Annotated in this window: 15 protein-coding genes; 3 read left to right on the forward strand and 12 right to left on the reverse strand. The window is 75.1% G+C overall.

The window, feature by feature from the left end:
• Positions 1-183: 183 nt before the first annotated feature.
• The 4 genes from D1825_RS04725 to D1825_RS04740 all read right to left on the reverse strand — a co-directional run bounded on the left by D1825_RS04725 (position 184) and on the right by D1825_RS04740 (position 4,019).
• The gene (locus D1825_RS04725) at positions 184-987 is read right to left on the reverse strand and encodes a CPBP family intramembrane glutamic endopeptidase (protein ID WP_233549636.1); all 804 of its coding nucleotides are present in this window, start codon (positions 985-987) and stop codon (positions 184-186) included.
• 75 nt (positions 988-1,062) lie between these two features.
• Positions 1,063-3,474, reverse strand: a complete 2,412-nt coding sequence (locus D1825_RS04730) for a heavy metal translocating P-type ATPase (protein WP_267897561.1) — start codon at positions 3,472-3,474, stop codon at positions 1,063-1,065.
• Entirely contained in the window at positions 3,471-3,701 is a 231-nt protein-coding gene (locus D1825_RS04735) for a heavy-metal-associated domain-containing protein (RefSeq protein WP_118766304.1), read from the reverse strand. The genes D1825_RS04730 and D1825_RS04735 overlap by 4 nt, the downstream gene beginning before the upstream one ends.
• A gap of 36 nt (positions 3,702-3,737) precedes the next feature.
• A complete protein-coding gene (locus D1825_RS04740) occupies positions 3,738-4,019 on the reverse strand; it encodes a metal-sensitive transcriptional regulator (RefSeq protein ID WP_118766305.1) in 282 nt (93 codons plus the stop codon).
• Between the two features lie 106 nt (positions 4,020-4,125).
• On the opposite strand from D1825_RS04740, the gene D1825_RS04745 reads away from it, so the two are divergent.
• Both D1825_RS04745 and D1825_RS04750 read left to right on the forward strand, forming a co-directional pair.
• The gene (locus D1825_RS04745) at positions 4,126-4,584 is read left to right on the forward strand and encodes an RrF2 family transcriptional regulator (RefSeq protein ID WP_118766318.1); all 459 of its coding nucleotides are present in this window, start codon (positions 4,126-4,128) and stop codon (positions 4,582-4,584) included.
• 22 nt (positions 4,585-4,606) lie between these two features.
• Complete coding sequence (locus D1825_RS04750) at positions 4,607-5,170, forward strand: RDD family protein (RefSeq protein WP_118766306.1); 564 nt, start codon at positions 4,607-4,609, stop codon at positions 5,168-5,170.
• Here the strand turns inward: D1825_RS04750 and hemL are convergent.
• From hemL to hemE, 6 genes are all read right to left on the reverse strand, one after another.
• Positions 5,167-6,480: a glutamate-1-semialdehyde 2,1-aminomutase gene (gene hemL, locus D1825_RS04755; RefSeq protein ID WP_118766307.1), complete on the reverse strand. Its 1,314-nt coding sequence runs from the start codon at positions 6,478-6,480 to the stop codon at positions 5,167-5,169. The genes D1825_RS04750 and hemL overlap by 4 nt on opposite strands.
• Positions 6,477-7,469 (reverse strand): porphobilinogen synthase, encoded by a 993-nt coding sequence (hemB, locus tag D1825_RS04760; protein WP_118766308.1) that lies wholly within the window; start codon positions 7,467-7,469, stop codon positions 6,477-6,479. The genes hemL and hemB overlap by 4 nt, the downstream gene beginning before the upstream one ends.
• Positions 7,466-8,248 carry a uroporphyrinogen-III synthase gene (locus D1825_RS04765; protein WP_118766309.1) on the reverse strand — a complete coding sequence of 261 codons (783 nt, stop codon included), beginning with the start codon at positions 8,246-8,248 and terminating at the stop codon, positions 7,466-7,468. Before D1825_RS04765 ends, hemB begins: the two co-directional genes overlap by 4 nt.
• Positions 8,245-9,198, reverse strand: a complete 954-nt coding sequence (hemC, locus tag D1825_RS04770; RefSeq protein ID WP_118766310.1) for a hydroxymethylbilane synthase — start codon at positions 9,196-9,198, stop codon at positions 8,245-8,247. The genes D1825_RS04765 and hemC overlap by 4 nt, the downstream gene beginning before the upstream one ends.
• 199 nt (positions 9,199-9,397) lie before the next feature.
• A complete protein-coding gene (locus tag D1825_RS04775) occupies positions 9,398-10,759 on the reverse strand; it encodes a protoporphyrinogen/coproporphyrinogen oxidase (RefSeq protein ID WP_118766311.1) in 1,362 nt (453 codons plus the stop codon).
• Between the two features lie 2 nt (positions 10,760-10,761).
• Entirely contained in the window at positions 10,762-11,823 is a 1,062-nt protein-coding gene (gene hemE, locus D1825_RS04780) for a uroporphyrinogen decarboxylase (protein WP_118766312.1), read from the reverse strand.
• A gap of 45 nt (positions 11,824-11,868) precedes the next feature.
• Between hemE and D1825_RS04785 the strand changes: the two genes are divergently transcribed.
• Entirely contained in the window at positions 11,869-13,122 is a 1,254-nt protein-coding gene (locus D1825_RS04785) for a glutamyl-tRNA reductase (RefSeq protein WP_233549637.1), read from the forward strand.
• 103 nt (positions 13,123-13,225) lie between these two features.
• On the opposite strand, the gene D1825_RS04790 is transcribed toward D1825_RS04785, so the two are convergent.
• Both D1825_RS04790 and purB read right to left on the reverse strand, forming a co-directional pair.
• A complete protein-coding gene (locus D1825_RS04790) occupies positions 13,226-14,083 on the reverse strand; it encodes a hypothetical protein (protein ID WP_233549638.1) in 858 nt (285 codons plus the stop codon).
• A 180-nt stretch (positions 14,084-14,263) separates the two neighbouring features.
• Positions 14,264-15,685 (reverse strand): adenylosuccinate lyase, encoded by a 1,422-nt coding sequence (gene purB, locus D1825_RS04795; protein WP_118766315.1) that lies wholly within the window; start codon positions 15,683-15,685, stop codon positions 14,264-14,266.
• Positions 15,686-15,781: the final 96 nt, after the last annotated feature.

The raw sequence follows: 15,781 nt of genomic DNA on the forward strand, positions 1-15,781 counted from the left end.
CCTCACCGCGCGCAGCAGCGCGAGCGGCGGGGTCCACGGGAGCGATCGTCACCCCGCCAGTCTATCGAACGCATGTTCGATTCGCCAGACTTGTCCACAACGACGATCAGCGGATCGCCGCGACCTGAGACCGGGTCGAGGTAGGGAGCAAGGCGTGGTCTCCCTTCGCGCCTGGCGACGCAGCTACGACAGGTGCAGCGAGTCCCGCACGTGCGCCGGCAGCAGCGAGTACCCCACGAACACCACGGTGTCCATCACCGTGTGCGCGATGACCAGCGGCATCACGCGCCGCTTGCGCCGGTAGTACTCGGAGAACACGAGCCCCATCACGAAGTTCCCGAGCAGCGCGCCCCACCCCTGGTACAGGTGGTACGACCCGCGCAGCGCGGCGCTCGCCACCACGATGTACGGCTCGCGCCACTTGAGGTCGCGCAGCCGCTCCATGAGGTAGCCGACCGCCACGACCTCCTCCAGCAGCGCGTTCTTCAGCGCCAGCAGGATGAGCATCGGCACGGTCCACCAGTAGGCGTCGAGCGCGGACGCCTGCACCTGCACCGCGAAGCCCATGGCCCGGGCGATGGCGTAGAGGCCGAGGCCCGGCAGCCCGATGAGCGCCGCGAGGCCCACGCCGACGCCGAGGTCCCGCAGCGGGCGCGCGAACGTCAGGCCGATCCGCCGGACCGCCGACCGGCCGTTCGCGGACAGCAGGTAGAGCGCGAGCGCGACCGGCATGAGCGCGAAGAGGATCGCGAGGCCCTGATAGGTCAGGTCGAGCCACGGGCGCGGCGAGAGCGTCGGGTTGAGGGTCGTCGTCTGATCGCCGAGCGCCGGCCCCGCGGTGAGTCGGTCGATGATGTTGACGACCGCGTACATGGCCGACCGCCCCAGCGACAGGCCGAGCACGATCCAGATCTCGACGGTCAGCCGACGCCGCACCGCCCGCTCGTCGGGCTGCGGAATCTTTTCAACCACCTGCTGCTCGGCCACGCGCGCAGCGTAGACCCGGCCCCTGGGCGTCCTCCGGACGCTGCCAGGGAGAAACCTGGGTGCGAGCCGGACGAGTCAGGAGAAGCGCCGCAGGCGCAGGGAGTTCCCGACGACGAGCACCGACGAGAGCGCCATCGCGGCACCCGCGATCATCGGGTTGAGCAGCCCGAGCGCGGCGAGCGGGATCGCGGCCACGTTGTAGGCGAACGCCCAGAACAGGTTCTGCCGGATGACGGCGAGCGTCCGGCGCGACAGCCGGATCGCCTGCGCCGCCGAGCGCAGGTCGCCACGGACGAGGGTCAGGTCGGCGGCCTCGATCGCCACGTCGGTCCCGGTACCCATCGCGAGCCCGAGGTCCGCAGACGCCAGGGCGGCGGCGTCGTTCACACCGTCGCCGACCATCGCGACCCGGGCGCCCGACGCCTGGAGCCGCGCGACGACGGCGACCTTGTCGGCCGGGAGGACCTGGGCGACGACCTCGGTGATGCCGACCTCACGCGCAGCGGCCTGCGCAGCGCCGGGGTTGTCGCCCGTCAGCAGCACGGGCCGCAGCCCGAGCGCGCGCAGCTCGTCGACCGCCTGCCGCGACGTCTCCTTGACCGGGTCGCGCAGCACGAGCGCACCGCGCACGCTCCCGTCCCAGGCGGCCATGACGGCGGTCGCGCCGTCGGCCTCGGCCGCGTCGAAGCGGTCCTGCAGCCCGGACGTGTCGATGCCCTGCTCGCGCAGCCAGGTGGGGCGTCCGACGAGGACGCGCCGCCCGAGCCCGACGCCGGAGTGTGCCGTCCGGACGACGCCGACCACGCCACGGCCGGGCTCGGCCTGGAAGTCGTGCGCCTGGTCGGACCCGATGACGACGCCGTCGGCGCCCGTGTCGCCGTCCCGGGAGGTCGACGCCGACGCGATCGCCTGCGCGATCGGGTGCTCCGCGAGCTGCTCGACCGCCGCCGCGTACCGCAGGACCTCGTCGGGCGACTCGCCGGGAGCGGCCAGCACGTCGACGAGCGCCATGCGCCCCTGCGTCACGGTGCCGGTCTTGTCGAGCACCACGGTGTCGACGGCGCGCGTCTGCTCGAGGATCTCCGGCCCCTTGATGAGGATGCCGAGCTGCGCGCCGCGCCCGGTCCCGACGAGCAGGGCCGTCGGTGTGGCCAGGCCCAGGGCGCAGGGGCACGCGATGATCAGCACGGCGACGGCGGCCGTGAACGCCTGCTGCGGCTCCGCACCGGAGACCAGCCACGCGACGAGCGTCGCGAGCGCGAGCACCAGCACCACGGGCACGAACACCGCGGAGATGCGGTCCGCGAGCCGCTGCACCGGTGCCTTGCCGGTCTGCGCGGCGGTCACGAGCCGGCCGATCTGGGCCAGGCGCGTGTCCTCGCCCACGCGGGTCGCGCGCACGACGAGCGAGCCCGACGTGTTGATCGTCGCGCCCGTCACCTCGTCGCCGGGACCCACGTCCACAGGCACGGGCTCGCCGGTCAGCAGGGAGGCGTCGACCGCGCTCGTGCCGCTGACCACGACGCCGTCGGTGGCGACCTTCTCGCCCGGCCGGACGGCGAACTCGTCGCCCACGCGCAGGTCGGCGACGGGCACGCGGCGCTCGGAACGTCCGGTCGGCCCGGAGACGATCAGCGCGACGTCCTTGGCGCCCAGGTCGAGCAGCGCGCGCAGGGCGTCGCCCGCCCGACGACGCGAGCGGTGCTCGGCGTACCGCCCGGCGAGCAGGAACGTGGTGACGACGGCCGCCACCTCGAAGTAGAGCTCCGGTGCCGCGCCCTCGTGGGCCGCGCGCGGCCACAGCGACGGCGTCATGGTCATGCCTGGCTCGCCCGCGCCACCGAGCAGCAGCGCCCACAGCGACCAGCCGGTCGCCGCGACGATGCCGATCGAGACGAGGGTGTCCATGGTCGACGCGCGGTGGCGCGCGGCCCGGAACGCGGCGCGGTGGAACGGCCAAGCGGCCCACGTCACGACGGGCAGCGCGAGCACCGCGACGACCCACTGCCAGCCGGTGAACTGCAGCGCGGGCACCATCGAGAGCAGCACCACGGGCACGGTGGCGACCGCGGCGACCCGGAGGCGCGCGCGCAGGTCGGCGCCGCGCGCGTCGGTGGGGGCCGACGTGTCGTCGTCGGGGTCCATGTCGTGGCCCGGAGCCATCGCGTGGCCGGAGAGCGCGTGCTCGCGCGGATCCATCGCGTGGCCGTGCTCGTGCGGCGTGCTGGTCCGCGTGACCGTCGCGTCGTACCCCGCCGCGCGCACCGCGGCGACGAGCGCGTCGGTGTCGGCGGTCGCCCCGGTGCCCTCGTCGGGGACCCGGACCTCGACGTGCGCCGACTCGAGCGGGAGGTTCACGGTCGCCGAGACGCCCGGCAGCCGGCCGAGCCGCTTCTCGACGCGCGCGACGCACGAGGCGCACGTCATGCCCTCGATCGCGAGGTCGACGACGGCCACGGGGTGGGTCGTCTCCGGCTGGCTCGTCACAGCAGCGACCTCCGCGGGGTCAGCACGTACCCGGCCTCGTCGATCGCGCCCGCGACCGCGTCGTCCGCGAGCGGCGCCTCGGAGCTCACCGTGACCTGCGACGAGCCCCCGACGACGAGTGCGATGTCGACGCCCGTGACGCCGGGCAGCGCCGTGAGCTCGGTCGTGACGTGCTGGACGCAGTGGCCGCAGGTCATGCCGTCGACGCCGAAGGTGGTCTGGTTCATGGGTCTCTCCTGGGGGTATGGGGTTCTGCTGCGCGTTCAGCTGCGGACGAGGCGGGCGATGGCGTCGGACGCCTCCTTGACCTTGGCGGCGCCCTCCTCGGGCGACTGCCGGGCCGCGGCGACGACGCAGTGGGCCAGGTGGTCCTCGACGAGGCCGATGCTCACGGCTTGCAGCGCCTTCGTGACGGCGGCGATCTGGGTCAGGACGTCGATGCAGTACACGTCCTCGTCGACCATCCGGGCGATGCCCCGGACCTGGCCCTCGACCCGGCGCAGGCGCTTGAGGTAGTCGTCCTTGGCGTCGGTGTATCCGTGCACGGTGGCCTCCCGGGTCTCGTCCGCTGTCCGTCTCCTCGAACAAGGTACCCCCCAGGGGTATTCCCGACGACGGGACCAAGGGCCCGCGGGCGGCACAATGGGAGCCATGCGAGTCTCGGCGAAGGCTGACTATGCGGTGCGGGCGTGCGCCGAGCTGGCGGCGAGCCCGCACGGCGACCCGGTGGCGGCCGACGTGCTCGCCGCGGGCCAGGGGCTGCCGGTCAGCTTCGTCGAGCGGATCCTGGGCGACCTGCGCCGCGCCGGCATCGTCGCGAGCGTCCGTGGCCGGTCCGGCGGCTACCGGCTCGCCCGCGAGGCCAACCAGATCACGCTCGCCGAGGTCATCCGCGCGGTCGACGGTCCCCTGGTCACCGTGCGCGACGAGCGCCCGCCCGGGCTCGAGTACGCCGGGTCGGCCGCGTCGCTGCTCGACGTCTGGGTCGCGCTGCGGGTCAGCGTCCGCGAGGTGCTCGACCAGGTGACGCTCGAGTCGCTGGTCACGGGAAACCTGCCCGAGCACGTCCGCACCAAGGCCGCCAGCGTCGGCGCGTGGGAGAACCCCTGAGCGCCGGGGCATACTCGGCTCGATGAGCAGCACGCCCCCGGGACCGATGGCGGATCCCGACGACGAGCAGCCGGGGAGCCGGCCCACCGCGTGGCAGCCGACGCCGGCGGTGCCGTTCCCGCGTCCGGCGCCGCCCGACGAGCCCGCGGTGCTGCAGGGACTGCCCGTTGCTGAGCCTCAGCCGGCGCCCGCACCCCGGCCCGTCTACGCGCGCTGGGGTCGTCGGGCGGCGGCCTACCTGCTCGACCTCGCCGTGATGACCGTCCCCCTGCTGCTCGCGCTCGCGTACGACGACCCGGTGGTCGCCGGGCTCGGGCTCGCCTGGGCGCTCGGGTGGTTCCTCGGGAACCGCGTGGTCGCCCAGGGGCGCTACGGCACGACGATCGGCAAGCGCGCGACGGGGCTCCGCCTCGTGCGGACCGGGACCGGCCTGCCCGTGGGCGCGCCGGGCGCGCTCGTGCGCGAGCTGACCCACCTGCTCGACGCGGTGTGGCTCGTCGGCTTCCTACGGCCGCTGTGGGACGCGCGGCGGCGCACGTTCGCCGACTCGGTGTGCGAGACGGTCGTCGTGCGAAACGGCCGCTAGGCCGAGGCGGCAGCCCGCGCGGCGGCCGGGAGAGCCGCCTCGATCGCGCTCAGTGCCTCGTCGTCGTGCGCGGCCGAGACGAACCACGCCTCGTACGGCGACGGGGGCGCGTACACGCCGCCCTCGAGCAGCGCGTGGAAGAACGGCGCGTACCGGAACGAGTCCGTGGCCAGCACCGACGCGTAGTCGCGTGCTCCCTCGGTCGCCGCGTCGGCGCCGAACATGATCGAGAACAGGTTGCCCGCGTACTGCACGGCGTGCGGGACGCCCTCGGCCGCCAGCGCCGCGCCGACCGACGCACGCAGGCGCGCGGAGGCCGCGTCGACCGTGGCGTACACGCCGGCGTCCGCGAGCTGCAGCGTCGTGAGGCCGGCCGCCGTGGCGACCGGGTTCCCGGACAGCGTGCCCGCCTGGTAGACGGGACCCGACGGCGCCAGCTGGGCCATCACGTCGCGCCGACCGCCGACGGCCGCGACCGGCAGCCCGCCGCCGATGACCTTGCCGAACGTGAACAGGTCCGGCGCCCAGCCCTCGCGCAGGCCCTCGAGCCCCCACCAGCCGGAGTAGCCCACGCGGAAGCCCGTGAGCACCTCGTCCTGGATGAGCAGCGCGCCGTGCTCGAGCGTGATGCGGCGCAGCGCGGCGTTGAAGCCGGGCAGCGGCGGCACGACGCCCATGTTCGCGGGCGCGGCCTCGGTCACGACGGCGGCGATGCGGTCGCCGTGCGCGACGAACACGGTCTCGAGCGCGTCGAGGTCGTTGTAGGGGACGACGATCGTCTCGGCGGCCGTCGCCGCGGAGACGCCGGCCGAGTCGGGCAGGCCGAGCGTCGCTACGCCCGAGCCGGCCTGGGCCAGCAGCGCGTCGACGTGGCCGTGGTAGCAGCCGGCGAACTTCACGACGAGGTCACGGCCCGTGAACGCGCGCGCCAGGCGCAGCGCCGTCATGGTCGCCTCGGTGCCGGTGGAGACGAGGCGGACGGACTCGGCCGCGGGCACCCGGTAGCGGATGGCCTCGACGAGGTCGACCTCGGTGGTCGTCGGCGCCCCGAAGCTGAGGCCGCGTGCGGCCGCCTCCTGCACGGCCGCGACGACCTGCGGGTGTGCGTGCCCGAGCAGCGCCGGACCCCACGAGCCGACGAGGTCCACGTACGTGCGGCCGTCGACGTCGGTGACGTGCGCGCCGTTCGCGCTCGCGACGAACAGCGGCGTGCCACCCACCGCGCCGAACGCGCGCACCGGCGAGTTCACCCCGCCGGGGATCACGGACTGGGCGTGCGCGAACACCTCGGCGCTCGTCGTCGGGCTCATCGGGTCTCCTCCGCCAGCCATCCGGCCAGCTCCGTCGCGTAGTACGTCAGTACGTGATCGGCACCGGCGCGTCGGATGCTGAGCACGGACTCGAGAATCGCCCGTCTGCGCTCGATCCACCCGTTTGCCGCAGCGGCCTCGATCATCGCGTACTCGCCCGACACCTGGTAGGCGGCGACCGGCACGGTCGAGGTCGCGGCCACGTCGGCCAGCACGTCGAGGTAGGACATCGCGGGCTTGACCATGACCACGTCGGCGCCCTCGGCGATGTCGATCGCGACCTCGCGGGCGGCCTCGCGGCGGTTGGCCGGGTCCATCTGGTAGGTCCGTCGGTCGCCCTCGAGCTGCGACTCGACGGCCTCCCGGAACGGGCCGTAGAACGCGCTCGCGTACTTGGCGGCGTAGGCCAGCAGCGCGACGTCGTGGTGCCCGGCGTCGTCGAGCGCGTCGCGGACCACGGCGGTCTGGCCGTCCATCATCCCGCTGAGCCCGACGAGGTGAGCGCCGGCCGCCGCCTGCGCGCGCGCCATGTCGGCGTACCGGACCAGGGTCGCGTCGTTGTCGACGGCACCCGTCGGGGTGAGCACCCCGCAGTGGCCGTGGTCGGTGAACTCGTCGAGGCAGAGGTCGGCCTGCACGACGAGCGCGTCGCCCGCCTCGGCCACGGCGTCGGCGATCACGAGGTTGAGGATGCCGTCGGGCTCGGTGGCCTGCGAGCCGACCGCGTCGCGGACCGTGGGGATCGCGAAGAGCATGACGCCGCCCAGGCCCGCGGCTGCCGCGTCGGCGACGGCCCGCTTGAGCGAGTCCCGGGTGTGCTGGACGACCCCGGGCATCGACGTGATCGGCCGCGGCTCGGTGAGGCCCTCGCGCACGAAGACCGGGAGGACGAGCTCGGCGGGGTGCAGGCGGGTCTCGGCCAGGAGGCGGCGCATCGCGGGCGTCGCGCGCGTGCGGCGGAGGCGGACGCGTCCGGGGGTGGTGGTCATCTCGACTCCTGGGCTGCTGCTGACAGGGCCTCGACGAGGCCCGTCATGGTCTGCGTGGTGGCCGTCGCGGCGAGCGGCAGGCCGAGCTTGTGCACCTCGGCGGCCGTCGTCGGCCCGATCGCCACGAGCAGTGTGCCGGACGGCGGCGCCCCGAGCTGGGCGACGAGCTCGCGCACGGTGCTGGCCGAGGTCAGCAGGGCCGCGCCGATGGCGCCGTCGGTCCAGGCCGCGCGGACGTCGTCCGGCGGCGGGCTCGCGGGGACCGTGCGGTAGGCGACCACGTCGTCGACCTGCCAGCCGCGCGTGCGCAGCCCGTCGGCGAGCGTCGGAGCGGCCAGGTCGCCGCGGGGGAACAGCACGCGGGTGCGGTCGCCGCGCGGGGCGGGCCAGGCGGCGACCAGGGACTGGGCCGTCGAGGGGGTCGGGGGCGTGAGGTCGACCTCGATGCCCGCGTCGCGCAGTGCGCGGGCCGTGCCCGGGCCGACGGCGGCGACGGAGACCTCGCGAGTCAGGTCCGCCAGCGTCCGGCCGGCGGCGTCGGCGCGCGCCGCCAGGACCGGGACGGCGGCCGCGCTCGTGAGCACGAGCCAGCGGTACCAGCCGGCCCCGAGCGCGAGCAGCACGTCGTCGAGCTGGCTCGAGTCGGCCGGGGGGACGGTCTCGATCAGCGGCACGACCTCGGCGGTCGCACCCGCGGCGGCCAGTGCGACCACGGCCGGGCTGACTCCTGCCACCGGACGCGGGACCAGAACGCGCCAGCCGGTCAGGGCACCGGTCATCGGGCGGCACCGAGCTCGGCCAGGTCGGCGGCGCCGGCCGCGAGCAGGTCCTCGGCGAGGGCGGCGCCCAGCGTGCGGGCCGAGGCCTCGGACGCGGCGGGGGTGGTCGCGGAGCGGCGCAGGGTCGCGGTGCCGTCGGGGCGGGCGACGACCGCGTCGAGGCGGATCGCGTCGTCGGTGACCGTGGCCAGCGCGCCGATCGGCGCCGCGCAGCCGGCCTCGAGCCGCGCGAGCAGGGCCCGCTCGGCGACGACGGCCAGGCGCGTGGGGGTGTGGTCCAGCGCGCGGAGGGCGGCGGCGAGCGGGGCGTCGTCGGGCTCGGTGGCCCGGACCTCGATCGCGAGTGCTCCCTGGCCGGGCGCGGGGGCCATGACCGCGGGGTCGAACAGCTCGGTGACCGCGTCCAGGCGACCCAGGCGCGCCAGGCCCGCGCGGGCGAGAACCACGGCGTCGAGGTCACCCGGGCCGGTGCCCGACCCGGCAACGCGGCCGAGGCGCGTGTCGACGTTGCCGCGGATGTCGACGACGACGACGTCCGGGCGTGCGGCCAGCAGCTGCGCGGCCCGGCGCGGCGAGCCCGTGCCGATGACCGCGCCGGCCGGCAGCTCCGCGAGCGTGAGCCCGTCGCGCGCGCACAGCGCGTCGCGCGGGTCCTCGCGCAGCGGGACCGCGCCGAGCGTCAGGCCGGCCGCGTCGCCCGTCGGCAGGTCCTTGAGCGAGTGGACTGCGACGTCGCACCGGCCGTCGAGGAGCGCGTCCCGCAGCGCGGTGACGAACACGCCCGTGCCGCCCAGGGTCTGGAGCGAACCCGTCAGCCGGTCGCCGTCGGTCCGGACGCGCACGGTCTCGACCTCGAGGTCGGCGAGCGCGGCCAGCGCGTCGGCCACGTGGCCGGTCTGGGTGAGGGCGAGTGCGCTCGCGCGCGTACCGATGCGGACGTGCTGGGGCATGGGTTCAGTCTCCCCCGCAGCGGCGCGCGTGTCGAAGCGCAGAGGTCTATTTCCGCACCCGGCCGAACGGACCTGACAAGTCGTCAGGAAATGTCGAGGAATAGTGACGCGGGTCATGCCCGAGCGCCGCATTTCTTAGGGTTGCCTGTCCTGAGAAAGAAATGCTCTGACGAATTGTCAGAAAGAAATGTGCGCGCGGTCACGCGCCGAGCATCGAGCGCGCGGCCGCCCGCGCGTCGGGGATGACCGCCGCGAGGCCGTTGCCCGCGACCCACGCGCCGGCCACGGCCACGTCGGGCTGGTCCGCCAGGGCCGACCGCACGGCCGCGACCCAGTCGCGGTGCGCGGCGCTCGGCCGGGGCAGGGCCTGCGTCCAGCGCACGGTCGCGTGACCGATCACGTCCGCCTCGGCCAACGGCGTGCCGAGCAGAGTCGACGCGTCGGCCAGGGCGGTCGCGACGTCGGGGGCGGCCTCGGCCTCGCCCGCGCGGCCGTAGGACAGGCGCACGACGTGGCGGCGGGTGCTCGCCGCGAGCCACGGCCACTTCGCGGTCGCGTGCGTGAGCGCCTTGGCCGCGACGTCGGTGGCCTCGCGCGCGACCAGGACGCCCGTACCGCGCGGGGCCGCGTCCAGCGCCGGGGCGTCGAGCACGAGCGTGACGAGGGTGACCGCGGCGCCGGCGTCGGGGGTCGCCTCGACACCGACCAGCTCGTCCAGGAGGCCCGGGACGGGTGCCGCGAGCAGCACGCGATCGGCGTGCAGCGTCCCTGACGCGGTGGTGATGACGAGGCCGTCGGGCGATCGCTCGATGCGCGTGACCGGTGTCCGCAGCCGGATCTCGCCGACCTGCTCGACCAGCGCGTCGACCAGTCCGTGGACGCCGCCCTCGAGGCCCGCGACCGCCGTGCCCGCGGGCGCCGCGGCCCGGATCGACCGGACCGCGCGGGCGAGCGACCCGCGTGCTCCCGCGACGGCGGCCGTCAGGCCGGGGGACACCGCGTCGACCGCGAGGTCGTCGGGCTCGGCCGCGTGCACGCCGCCGACGATCGGGCGGACGAGGCGGTCGAGCACCCGGGCGCCCATGCGGGCCCGGACCAGGCCGCCCAGCGTCGTCGCCCTCGCCCCGACCGAGCGCGGCAGGACGAGGTCGAGGCTCGCGCGCGCCGCGCCGAGCAGGCCCAACGTCCGCCGCACGTCCGCCGCGAACGGCACGGACGGGATGCCGAGCAGGCCCGTGCGTGGCAGCGGGCCGTCGCCGGACGGGAGGTGGACCCACGAGCCCTGGCCGCTGGGTGCGCACACCCGGTCCGCGAGCCCGAGCTCGGCGAGGTAGCCCGCGACGATCCCGCCGCGCGTCGCGAACGACTCTGCGCCCGCATCGAGCCGCAGGCCCGCGACCTCGTGGCCGCGGACCGCGCCGCCCGGGGCGTCCCGGGCGTCGAGGACCAGCGTCCGGACGCCCGCGAGCGTGAGCTCACGCGCCGCGACGAGCCCGGCCACGCCGGCCCCGACGACGACCGCGCCCCAGCGTTCGTCGGGCACGCGCTCGTCGGGCGACACGGTTACAGGGAGTGGATCAGGCCGACGAGGCGCGTGAGGACGTCCGGGTCGGTGGTCGGCGGGACGCCGTGGCCCAGGTTGACCACGTGGCCGGGGGCCGATGCGCCGCGCGCGACGACGTCGCGCGCGTGGGCCTCGAGCACCGGCCAGGGCGCCGCGAGCAGCGCGGGGTCGATGTTGCCCTGGATCGGGGTGTGGCCGCCGAGCCGGCGCGAGGCCTCGTCGAGCGGGATCCGGTAGTCGACGCCGACGACGTCCGCGCCCACGTCGCGCATCGCGGCGAGGAGCTCGCCGGTGCCCGTGCCGAAGTGCACGGTGCGCACGTCGAGGTCCTTGACCTGCGACAACGCACGGGTCGAGGCGGGCGCGACGTGCTGCGTGTAGTCGCCCAGCGAGAGCGAGCCGGCCCACGAGTCGAACAGCTGCGCGGCGCTCGCGCCGGCCAGCACCTGCGCGCGCAGGAAGGCGCCGGTGACGTCCGCGGCCCACTCGGTCAGCGCGCGCCACGTCTCGGGGTCGGCGTGCATGAGCGTGCGCGCGGCCAGGTGGTCGCGCGACGGGCCGCCCTCGACGAGGTAGGCGGCGAGCGTGAACGGCGCGCCCGCGAAGCCGATGAGCGGCGTGCTGCCGAGGGCCTCGACCGTGAGGGCCACGCCCTGCGAGACGGGCTCGAGGTCGGCGGGTGTCAGCGTGAGCTCGCGCAGCCGGGCCACGTCGTCGGCCGTGCGGATCGCGGCGCCCATCACGGGCCCGACGCCCGGCTTGATCTCGACGTCCACGCCGGCGAGCCGCAGCGGCACGACGATGTCGGAGAAGAAGATCGCAGCGTCCACGCCGTGCCGCCGCACGGGCTGCAGCGTGATCTCGCTGGCCAGCTCCGGGGTCAGGCACGCGTCGAGCATCGCCGTGCCGCCGCGCGCGGCCTTGTACTCGGGCAGCGAGCGGCCGGCCTGGCGCATGAACCACACGGGCAGGCGTTCGGGGCGCTGACCCGAATATGCGCGCACCAGCGAGGAATGCGTCGTGCGGCCGTCGGACAGGGGATGTGTGAGCGGAAGAACCACGCGTCGATTGTGCCTGACAAATGCCGAAGTGATTCAATCGGAGGCGTGGTGCTGCTGTCCCTCGTCGCTTCGCACCACGAGCTCGACCTCGCGGTGCTGGAACGTCTCTCGTCGGACGTGGCCGTCGTGGGCGGTGAGCTCGTGGGTGCGTCCCCTTCCATCTCCGGTGCCGTCGTGCTCGCGACGTGCAACCGGTTCGAGCTCTACCTGGATGTCGACGACGCGTCCCACACCCCCGAGGCCCGTGCGGCCGCCGCTGCCGCCGTCGCCGCCCGCTCCGGGTACGACGAGGCGAGCGTCGCGAACCACCTGCACGCGATGACCTCCACCGACGCCGCCGGCCACCTGTTCGCCGTCGCGAGCGGGCTCGAGTCGATGGTCGTCGGCGAGCGGGAGATCGCGGGCCAGGTGCGCCGCGCCCTGACGACCGCCCGCCGCGACGGGACCACGACGAGCGACCTCGAGGCGCTGTTCCAGGCTGCCTCCCGCGTGAGCCGCGCGGTCGACGCGGGCACGGGACTCGGCGGGGCCGGCCGCTCCGTCGTCGGCGTCGCGCTCGACATCGCCGAGTCGGGGCTGCCCGCCTGGGCCGACGTGCGCTGCGTGCTGATCGGCACGGGCTCCTACGCGGGCGCCTCGCTCGCGGCGCTCAAGGCCCGCGGCGTCGGCGACGTGCGGGTCTACTCGCCCAGCGGCCGGGCGCGCCAGTTCGCGGCCGCGCGCGGCGTGCGGTCCGTCCCCGCCGGCGCGGACCTCGCGACCGAGCTCGCGGACGTGGACCTCGTCGTCGCGTGCAGCGGCGCCGCGGGCGCCGTGCTCGAGGTGGACGCGCTCGCCGCGGCCCGGCCCGAGGGCTCGCGCCCGCTCACGGTCGTCGACCTCGCGCTGCGCCACGACGTCGACCCGGGCGTGCGCGAGCTGCCCGGCGTCCGGCTCGTCTCGCTGCACACGGTCGCCGAGCACGCGCCGGCCGAGCACGCCGCCGTGGAGGCGGCCCGCGCGATCGTCGACGACGCGGCCCAGGCCTACGAGGCCGAGCGCCGCGTGCGCGAGTGGAACCCCGCGGTCGTCGCCGAGCGGACCCGCGTGCTGGGCGGGCTCGAGTCCGCGCTCGAGGTCCTGCCGGCCGACCTGCGCGACGAGCGCGCCGAGCGCGGCCTGCGCCGTCGGACGCGCGCGCTGCTGCACGGCCCGACGGTCGGCGCTCGCGACGCCGCCCGGGCGGGGGACACCAGCGCCTACGCCGCGGCCCTCGCCGCGCTCGCAGCCATCGACGTCCCGGCGGTCGAGCCGGTCTGACGGGGCTCACCCGCTGCCGTCGCGACGCGAGGGCGCGAGCCGGGCCGGTCACAGGGGGGAGACACGAGCCCGGCGCGCGCCCGCGCGCCGCGAGGACGGCGGGTCAGCTGCGGACGGGCTGCCGCTGGGGAACCGCGGCGGGACCGGGCGCCCAGGTGTGCGGGACCACCTGGTTGGTCTGGATGTCGGTGAGCTCGGCCGCGTAGACGACGGCCTCGTAGACGCCGGCCTCGACGCGGTCCATCTGCAGGTGCTCGGCGCGGTCGATGTCGTCGCCCAGGTGCGAGATGCGGGCGACGACGTAGCGCTGCGCGTCCTGCCACTGGTCGACGACCCGCACGGACAGCCCGTTCCACTGTGCCGTGAGGTCGAGCTCGAACAGCTCGGTGACCTCCTGGCGCGGCACACGGCGGTACCAGCGACCGTTGGCGGACTGGCGGAAGCCGGTCTCGGCGAGCGGCGGGTTGGCCAGCGCGAGGACGAGCGTGTGGCCGTTGTCCACGACGTCCGCCTCGAGGTAGGCGCCGTGCCACTTGGCGACGGGGCCGACGCAGCGCGACAGCGACGCGAGCGCGGGCCGCGGGCTGCCCAGGTGCGTGAGCGACCACCCGGTGCCCACGTCGCCGTACCGGGCGAGCAGCGTCGCGGTGCCGTCGGCGAACACGCGCACGAGCTCGGCGCCCGGGGGCACGCGCGAGTGGCGCAGCCACCACAGCGGGACGATGTAGCCGGGCACGTCCCGGTACTGCAGCTGGGGGGAGGACTCGAAGCGCAGCACGTCGATGTACTCGTCGTGCGGGCTGAACGGCGTCCCGGGGTACCCGAGGCCGTGGACCTCGAAGAGCTGGGACGGGGTCGTGGCGAACGAGACGTCTGCCGCCCGCACGACGTACCCCGCGAGCCGGTCGTGACCGGCCGCCAGGTGCGCGTGCGACAGCGCAGGCGTGATCGCCTTCTGCATGAGCGTCACGGGGCTACCTCGCCAAGGGACGGTCGAGCTCCGGACGCTCGGGTGAGCAGGGGAACTCGGATGAACACGGATGAAACGGACGGGGGGTGCGCGCACGATTGTGCAGACAAACCGGGCGCGTGTCCAGGTCGAGTCCATCGTCCGGGTGACGGCGTGGCGCCACCCGGGGTGTCAGTCCTGCAGGTAGTGGACCAGCGAGGCGGCCAGCCCCGTGTAGGAGGCGGGCGTGAGCTCGGCCAGGCGCGCGGCCACGTCGTCGGGCAGGCCGAGGCCCGCGATGAACTCGCGCATGTCGTCGGCCGTGAGACGGCGGCCGCGGGTCAGCTCCTTGAGCCGCTCGTACGGGTTCTCCATGCCGGTCACGCCGGCGACCGACGCGGCGCGCATGGCCGACTGGACGGGCTCGCCCAGCACCTCCCAGTTCTCGTCGAGCTCTCGCGCCAGCAGCTCGGCGTCGACCGCGAGCGCGCGCATGCCGCGTCGCACGTTGTCGATCGCCAGCAGGCTGTGACCGAACGCGGGTCCGATGTTGCGCTGCGTGGTGGAGTCCGTCAGGTCGCGCTGCAGGCGGCTCGTGACGAGCGTGGCGGCGAGCGTGTCGAGCAGCGCGGAGGAGATCTCGAGGTTCGCCTCGGCGTTCTCGAACCGGATCGGGTTGACCTTGTGCGGCATGGTCGAGCTGCCCGTCGCGCCGGCCACCGGGATCTGCGTGAAGACGCCGCGGCTGATGTACGTCCACACGTCGGTCGCCAGGTTGTGCAGCACGCGGTTGTAGCGCGCGACGTCCGCGTACAGCTCGGCCTGCCAGTCGTGCGACTCGATCTGCGTGGTGAGCGGGTTCCAGGTCAGGCCCAGGTGCTCGACGAACGCCTTGCTCACTCCCGGCCAGTCGGCGCCCGGCACCGCGACCACGTGCGCGCCGTAGGTTCCGGTCGCGCCGTTGAGCTTGCCGAGGAACTCGTCGGCCTCGATCCGGCGTAGCTGGCGGCGCAGGCGGTGCGCGAGCACCGCGAGCTCCTTGCCGAGCGTCGTCGGCGTCGCGGGCTGGCCGTGCGTGAGAGCCAGCAGCGGCTGGTCCTTGAGCTCGACCGCGAGCGCGGCGACCTCGTCGGCGACCGCGGCCGCGGCGGGCAGCCAGACCTCGTGCACGGCGTCGCGGACCATGAGCGCGTAGGACAGGTTGTTGATGTCCTCGCTCGTGCAGGCGAAGTGCACGAGCTCGCCGACCTCGCGCAGCGCCGAGCCCTCCGGCGCGGCGGCCAGGCGGCGCTTGAGGAAGTACTCGACGGCCTTCACGTCGTGCACGGTGGTCCGCTCGATCTCGCCGAGCTCGGCGATCTCGTCGGCGCCGAACGTCGCGACGACGTCGCGCAGGTAGGCCTCGTCGGCCGCCGTCAGCGTCGGGGCGCCCGGGACCACGCCGTGCTGGGCCAGGTGGATGACCCACTCGACCTCGACGTGCACGCGCTCGCGGTTGAGCGCGGCCTCGGAGAGGTGGTCGACGAGCGGGGCGACGGTGGCCCGGTAGCGGCCGTCGAGCGGCCCGAGGGCGATCGAGGGGGTCACGTCGGCCAGGCTCACGCGCGCAGTCATGGCCCTATCGTCCCAGAACCGCCGCACCCGAACGCGCCCGCGTCCACCGCCCGCGTCGTTACCCTGGGCACGCGATCGACGAGGGGGAGGCACGTG

Source organism: Cellulomonas rhizosphaerae (assembly GCF_003470205.1).
Taxonomy (GTDB): domain Bacteria; phylum Actinomycetota; class Actinomycetes; order Actinomycetales; family Cellulomonadaceae; genus Cellulomonas; species Cellulomonas rhizosphaerae.

What these genes read in the sequence shown, in the direction of transcription:
- D1825_RS04790 (WP_233549638.1), bottom strand. Translation starts at nt 14,083, where the DNA reads ATGCAGAAGGCGATCACGCCTGCGCTGTCGCACGCGCACCTGGCGGCC.
- D1825_RS04750 (WP_118766306.1), top strand. Translation starts at nt 4,607, where the DNA reads ATGAGCAGCACGCCCCCGGGACCGATGGCGGATCCCGACGACGAGCAG.
- hemL (WP_118766307.1), bottom strand. Translation starts at nt 6,480, where the DNA reads ATGAGCCCGACGACGAGCGCCGAGGTGTTCGCGCACGCCCAGTCCGTG.
- D1825_RS04735 (WP_118766304.1), bottom strand. Translation starts at nt 3,701, where the DNA reads ATGAACCAGACCACCTTCGGCGTCGACGGCATGACCTGCGGCCACTGC.
- D1825_RS04765 (WP_118766309.1), bottom strand. Translation starts at nt 8,248, where the DNA reads ATGACCGGTGCCCTGACCGGCTGGCGCGTTCTGGTCCCGCGTCCGGTG.
- D1825_RS04745 (WP_118766318.1), top strand. Translation starts at nt 4,126, where the DNA reads ATGCGAGTCTCGGCGAAGGCTGACTATGCGGTGCGGGCGTGCGCCGAG.
- hemB (WP_118766308.1), bottom strand. Translation starts at nt 7,469, where the DNA reads ATGACCACCACCCCCGGACGCGTCCGCCTCCGCCGCACGCGCGCGACG.
- hemC (WP_118766310.1), bottom strand. Translation starts at nt 9,198, where the DNA reads ATGCCCCAGCACGTCCGCATCGGTACGCGCGCGAGCGCACTCGCCCTC.
- purB (WP_118766315.1), bottom strand. Translation starts at nt 15,685, where the DNA reads ATGACTGCGCGCGTGAGCCTGGCCGACGTGACCCCCTCGATCGCCCTC.